Source organism: Blautia sp. AM23-13AC (assembly GCF_003435675.1).
GTDB lineage: Bacteria > Bacillota > Clostridia > Lachnospirales > Lachnospiraceae > Fusicatenibacter > Fusicatenibacter saccharivorans.
Genome location: NZ_QTUL01000017.1, coordinates 59,170 through 66,074, shown reverse-complemented (window position 1 = coordinate 66,074; position 6,905 = coordinate 59,170). Strand labels below are relative to the sequence as shown.

The 6,905-nt window shown below is 46.3% G+C and carries 4 protein-coding genes; 1 reads left to right on the top strand and 3 read right to left on the bottom strand.

What is annotated here, in order from left to right; translation table 11 throughout:
- Positions 1 to 107: 107 nt before the first annotated feature.
- The gene (locus tag DW642_RS14505) at positions 108 to 1,037 is read right to left on the bottom strand and encodes a calcium/sodium antiporter (protein ID WP_117510727.1); all 930 of its coding nucleotides are present in this window, start codon (positions 1,035 to 1,037) and stop codon (positions 108 to 110) included.
- Positions 1,038 to 1,472: 435 nt separating this feature from the next.
- A complete protein-coding gene (locus DW642_RS14500; protein ID WP_117510725.1) occupies positions 1,473 to 3,311 on the bottom strand; it encodes a six-hairpin glycosidase in 1,839 nt (612 codons plus the stop codon).
- Between the two features lie 254 nt (positions 3,312 to 3,565).
- On the opposite strand from DW642_RS14500, the gene DW642_RS14495 reads away from it, so the two are divergent.
- Complete coding sequence (locus DW642_RS14495) at positions 3,566 to 4,762, top strand: cation:proton antiporter (RefSeq protein WP_117510723.1); 1,197 nt, start codon at positions 3,566 to 3,568, stop codon at positions 4,760 to 4,762.
- An 86-nt stretch (positions 4,763 to 4,848) separates the two neighbouring features.
- Here DW642_RS14495 and DW642_RS14490 read toward each other — a convergent pair whose 3' ends face one another.
- Positions 4,849 to 6,837, bottom strand: coding sequence for a right-handed parallel beta-helix repeat-containing protein (locus tag DW642_RS14490; protein WP_117510721.1), 1,989 nt, complete (start codon positions 6,835 to 6,837; stop codon positions 4,849 to 4,851).
- Positions 6,838 to 6,905 lie beyond the last annotated feature (68 nt).

Below are 6,905 nucleotides of genomic sequence, written 5' to 3'. Positions count from 1 at the left end.
GACTTTTTATTTGCAGGCTGAAGTAACGAGAATGCGACGCGCAGTTTTCAAAAGCACCGGCCAAATGGTCGGTGCCTAAATACTGGTTTCATCAAAAATGGTTCATTTTATACCACACATAAATACGCAAAATATCCTGCATAGCATAAAAGCATAACGACACCACACATTTTCCGTAATTCCCTGTTCTTGTACGTCCCAATCCATAAAACCAGACCTGCCAGAATTGCGATTCCTGTGTCTACAATAAATTTAGTTTCAAATGGCACAGGACAGATCAGTGCGGCTGTTCCAATTACAAATAAAATATTAAAAATATTGCTTCCGACAATATTTCCGATTGCAATCCCTGCATTTCCTCTTTTTGCCGCTGTCACAGATGTTACCAGCTCTGGAAGAGATGTTCCGAGAGCAACTATCGTCAATCCGATAAAACGCTCACTCATTCCAAAGTATCGGGCAATCTCGGTTGCCCCGCTGACGGCAAAATCACTTCCTTTTACAACCAGGACGCCGCCTGCCACCATCAAAAGAAGACATTTCCAGACAGGATAATTTTTCGCTTCCTCCTCTTCCGGATTTTCCCCTTTTTTCGACATTACAAACAAATAGCCAAGATATACAAGAAACAGTACCCATAAGACTATGCCCTCGGCAAACGTTACTTTTCCTCCTGTCATTCCGCATATCATTAAAACTACCGTAACAAACATCATAAACGGTATTTCATAAAACAAGGTAGACCTTTGTATTGCCACATTTGTTATTAATGCCGTAAGTCCGAGAATAATAAAAATATTCAAAATATTGCTTCCAACCACATTTCCTATCGTAATTCCTGCGTTCTGCTGCATCGCTGCGGTAATACTTACAGCAGCCTCCGGCATACTCGTTCCCATTGCAACAATGGTAAGTCCGATAATCAGCTGGGGAATTCCAAACTTTCTTGCTATGCTTGCAGACCCTTCCACAAACCAGTCTGCTCCTTTTACCAGAAAAAGGAAACCCACTATCAAAATCCCTGCCTGTAACATCATACGTATCTTCCTCTCTTTCTTTTGCATTCTTTGCAGCAGGTGTTATAGGCATAAAAAAAGAGACTCCTACTGCATCTACAGTAAAAGTCTCGCTATTTAATCACTTTCCGAGTTATTGAATATCAATAGCTGTACTGACGAAGAAGTGAACACGGTTGGCTAGCTACTCCCTTTTATTTTTCCAGTTTATCAAATTTCTTTTTTTTCGTCAACGTTTTTTATTTCTCTTTTTAAAAGAAAAAATAGAGTATGGATTGTTTCCATACCCTTTTGATTTTCACAAATCCTTTGTCTGGTTCTGGTTTTATTACATCATCATTGAGGAAAATCATATCATTATTCTTACACCATGCCGGAATCCATCTTCTGCAAATCCAAAAAACCTCCAAACTGAATCACTCTGTATGATTTCAGTTTGAAGGTTCTGGTCATTCTTTATTCCAGATTCATGCACAATCCCCAATCCTGGTCATTGGCATACGGATCAGCAAAATCGGTTTTCTGGCCGTTGACGGAATACGGATACAGGTACGCACAGGTCGCTGTTCCATCCTCAAAGAACATGGACAGCACGCCACGCAGGGAATGCTCACCGCGAATATTATATTCTTCGTTTCCGGTCAGGCGAGCGTAGTGCTTGAAGGTTCGACCGTTTTCTGCACTCCAGTAGTGCGGGAAAGTGTCTCCGAAGACTCTGCGTTTTCCGAACCAGTAGCCGTCCCAGTGGCGGATTGCAGTTTCATGCAGATGGTAGTCCGGCTGCTGGCCGTCGAAGAGTTCGAGGACGGCGATCTGCTGCTCCGCTCCGCGCAGGTATTTTTCTTCCCCTGTCACTTCGTAAACCTGAAGAATGACTTCGGCCGCCGGCTGTACGATCGATTGCTCGTAATTTACTTCCGAAGCCGGATAAGCCGTTCCAATCTCAATCAGTTGATCAGCATGACATCGAAACAGATCTTTTACTGTTTTCAGATCCTTCTGTTCTCCTGCTTTTTCCAACTCATGACAGAGCATCACAATCGGCATTTCAATCGGATAAAAACGGAATCCATCCTGTTCATAAAATTTCTCTGTGATATGAACTGCTGTCTTCAGATCTTCTTTTTCTCCCCACAGCTTCCAGCATTCAAGAAAGAATGTCACTGCCCATGGGTAGTTGTAAAGCCGAAAATAGCTGTTGTCTTTTCCTGAGCAGTTGCATACAAGTCCAGTTGATGCATTTACCAGCTCGCGAAGATAGAATGCATGGTACTCACGAAGACTCTGTTCCGCTTTTTCCCGGTCTTTTAAAAGATTCTGCTGCAGTGCCCGTGCAATCAGCACACCCATACCGGTACGCTCCCGTCCGGCATTGAAATCGTTTTCCGGCGTGCAGACGAGAATTTTTTCTTCATTATCATACGGCAGATATGCGCCCTGCAGTTCTTTGATCTTTCCATGATACTGCTGGTGATCAACAATAAACGCACACCGTTTTGCAGCCAGTGTTTCCGGCCGCTCCTGCACGAGAAGACGGCAGGTGGTTTTCACCTCGTCGGCACAAATTGAAAGTACATACTCCCCTGTTTTTTCATTTTCAAACAGATATTCATAAACACCATTTTCCGTCTTTTCCAGCGGTGCTCCGTTTATCGTCACTTTTTCCGCTGGAAATGTCGGCTCAATGGTTACCTTACTCGTCTCTCCCGGATAAATCACATACTGCTCAGCATCCACCAGAATCACCTGGGAAAATGCTCTTAATTTCTCCCGGAAATCTTCGCGTCCCTGATGCGGAAATACTTTCCACTCCAGCGTCATCGTGTCTCCCGGCGCAAACTCCTGTGCAGACGGATGCAGCCAGAAGCAGCCTCTGTCATTGCTCTGCAGTTTCAGATCGCGCTCAATACTGTAAGCAGAAAGACTGCCTTTTGTGAGCACCATTCCCAGATGCGGAGCCGCACCACCCATGCGGAGCGCCATAATATAACTGGTATTCTCCCCACAGAAAACATGTGCATGGCACCGATAGTCACGGCAGGTCACACTGTCCGTGTAGCGGTCCTGCAACGGAAATGAAACCCCAATACTTCCGGCATTTGTAAAATACGGATGCGCACCGTTGTAAGAAACCACAATCTTCGTTGTCAGCACATCTCCGTCTTTTTCATTCTGCACCTCAGCCGAAAACTCCGGCGGGCATTTTACCTCGGCGTATGGGAAATCCTCCCGCAGCCAGTTCATCTGTTTTGGATCTTTGGAAAATACAATTTCTTTCACGTTCCCAACTCTCATTTTTTATTTCCCCTTTCGTTTTTTTGATCCCGCTTTTTGAACTCCATGTAAAATTTATTTGCTGCTTTGATCATACTATATCTACATGCTCTTTTCTATATCTCTTTTTCCGTTTTACTTTATTTTTTCTTTCTTGCCGATAGTATTTTTTCTCAATTTTTGCTATACTGAAAATGTATGCGTATCAAACTCCGGCATTGCTCTTTCAAGCTGCCGACACATACATAAACTTCATAAAAGGGGGTATCTTTTTCATGGATACGTATGTCATTTTAAAAGACCTGGCAATCATTATCGTATTCGCAAAATTGTTTGGTATTCTTGCCAGAAAATGCAAGGCTCCGCAGGTTGTGGGCGAACTGATTGCCGGTATTGTCCTTGGACCCAGTGTGCTGGGACTCGTTCAGCAATCTGACTTTCTCGCACAAATGGCGGAGATCGGTGTCATTTTGCTGATGTTCTCCGCAGGTCTTGGCACCAGCCTGAAGGATCTGCTCCGCACCGGAGTGAAATCCCTGCTGATCGCCTGTGCCGGTGTTTTTGTTCCTCTGGTTCTTGGAGCCGTCTTATACATGAGCTTTTATGGCTTCTCTGCTGTCGGAACGGAAGAATTTTACCACGCTGTTTTTATCGGTGTTATTCTGACTGCAACATCGGTCAGCATCACCGTACAGGCCTTAAAAGAACTCGGCAAACTGAAAACAGAGGTTGGAACAACCGTCTTAAACGCAGCTATCATTGATGATGTCATTGGTATCATTGTGCTGACTGTTGTCATCGGTTTTAAAGATCCGACATCCAATCCGCTGAAAGTAGCAGCCTCCACCATTCTGTTTTTTGCCCTTGCGATTGTGCTCGGTTTTCTCTGCTTTAAGCTGTTCAACCGCATGAACTCCGTATTTCCGCACACCCGCCGTCTCCCGATTCTGGGTCTTGCACTCTGCTTCGGACTGTCCTACATTTCCGAAAAATACTTCGGCATCGCCGATATTACTGGTGCATACGTTGCGGGCGTTATCCTGTGTTCCCTCGATTCTTCCGATTACATCGAAGAAAAAATGGATATCAGCTCCTATATGATTTTCGGACCGATTTTCTTTGCAAGTATCGGTCTTAAAACAACGCTCAGCGGCATGAACGAGAAATTCGTACTCTTTGCCATCTGTTTCGTCATCGTCGGCCTTGTCGCAAAAATCATCGGCTGTGGCCTGATGTCAAAGGGATGCGGCTTTACCTGGGGCGACAGCCTGAAAATCGGTGTCGGTATGATGACCCGCGGTGAAGTCTGTCTGATCGTCGCGCAAAAGGGTCTGAATGCAGGCTTTTTATCCGGCGATTTCTTCAGTGCCGTGATTCTGCTGATTCTCTTCTCGAGTATTGCAACACCGATTATGCTGAAAATCTTATACGAGAAAATGCCGACGGCAAAAGATTCTGCAAAGGCATCCTGACTTTCCTTTTACCAAAACAGGGCGCTGTGCCATTTCCTGCACAGCGCCCTGTTTTTTTCATATCAACCGGTAAGTTCTGATTTTTTCTACCACAGAATCTTCTCTGCCTCAGCTCCATCCGCAAACGGTCCCGGCATTGCTGCCACGCCGCGGTGCTCGCCAAGATAGTCCTGATCGAAGATAATCGTGCTTCCGTCCGGATCTTCGAATCTCTGCTCCGGCTCGAAGGCGTATCCTAAAATATCACTGTTGATAATTCCCGTCCGGAAATCCTTCAGGAACTCATACACGTTCGTCTTGATGGAATAGTGGCCGTCTTTTTCCACAAGTTCCACCTTAACCTGGTTCTCGTTATCCATAAGATTCTCTTTTTCATTCACACACGCCTTTGCTCCGTTAAAGTAAGCGTTTCCGTTTACCCAAACCGGCAGATGGCACTTGTTGTGATACGGCTCCAGCTTGCTCATGTCGGCCGGTTTATCCAGCTCAAAGTGGCTGATCCACTCGTCATAGGTCGGATACTCGTCGAACACATGCGTTCCGACCTCCTGGTTATCCTCCATCTTGAAGCCCATGTCCTCAACCGTTTCTGTTTCCTCAACCGGGTAATTCTGGATAAAGATGTTGTTGTAGAACCGGTCATCGCCATGCAGGAATGTCATGAATCCGGCAACCTCGGTACGGTGACGGATGTGATACGGCGTGTAACGGTCTCCTGTTCCGCCGCCAACTGCAGTTAATGAGCCAAGCATCAGATTGTGTACGCAGGCAATACCATCGGTCGCCATACGAACGCTGACCGGTGAGAGCATAATATTGTTATCGATCAGGGTCGGACCATGGCCAACCTCGATGAAAATATCCTGACTCATCATGGCGCCCTCTGCCTTTGGTGTTCCCTCCGGCGGGCAGTTGTCGTGCAGCAGGTTCTGGGTCAGGCGTGTTCCCTGTGCCTCCCAGTCGCACCAGATGCCCATCGTACAATGATGAATATGATTTCTTCTCATCACAACATCGATCGCTGCATGCATCTTGATACCGGAAATCTCGGCTCCGCCAAGCTGCTGCATATTGTTGATGTTGTGAATGTGGTTGTCCTCAATGATACTGAACACACCGCCCATCCGTCCGACAATACCGGTCTGCTCACAGTGATGGATGTGGCAGCGGCGGATAATATGGCTTCCGATGTTCTCCTTCGTCCAGCCGTGATACTGGCCGCGGCACACAGCATCACGCTCCATCTGGGTCGGGCTTTTTACGTGTTTTCTGGTAAAGTAATGGTCGTTCTCCGGATCGTAATATTTTCCGAGCGAAATACCGCAGCACTTGCTGTTGCTGACCTCACAGTCCTCAATAATCCATCCCTTCGACCAGTGCGGACCGATCATACCGTCCTGATAAGCAGCCGGCGGCGCCCATGTCGTTGCCGCCTTGCTGACATCAAATCCACTGAACGTAATGTAATTTACGCCTGTTTTCGACGGCATAAAGCAGTTCCGGCGCACGTTGATTTCTACTTTTTCCTCCGTCGGGTTTTTACCCTGGAAGTTTGCGTAGATGACCGTCTGATTTTTCTCTTTGTCCTGCTCGGTATACCATTTGTAAACCGACCACTCCGGCTCCCAGGACGGCGCATAAACCTCGCCCTTGATACACTCCTCGAGCGTCTCTGCCTCGTATAACTGGCGGTCTTTCAGATAAACCGCGCCGGTATGGCGTACCACCGGTGCAAAATACCAGTCACCGCCGACCATTGTCGTGTATGGGTTATAATTGCCAAACACTCCGTTGTCTACACGGCATACCCACACATTATCTTTGTAATGCTCCCAGTCATTCATCGTTTCCGCACCGGTGATCTTTGCGCCGAGCGGCTTCTCACTCTTATAGACGATTCTTGCATCCTCGGTTCCTCCGTTGACCGGATCAACATATTCATGGTAAATACCAGGTGCAACCAGGACTTCATCTCCTGCCTTTGCAATTTTTGCCGCATCGTTGATGAACTTGAACGGCATCTCTTTTGTTCCGTTTCCATTCTTCGGAGCGGAATTATTGACATAGTAAATCATTTTTCTATACTCCTTTTTGTTATAGTAAAACCTGAAAACACTGCAAAAAAGGCTGTGACGCAATCATT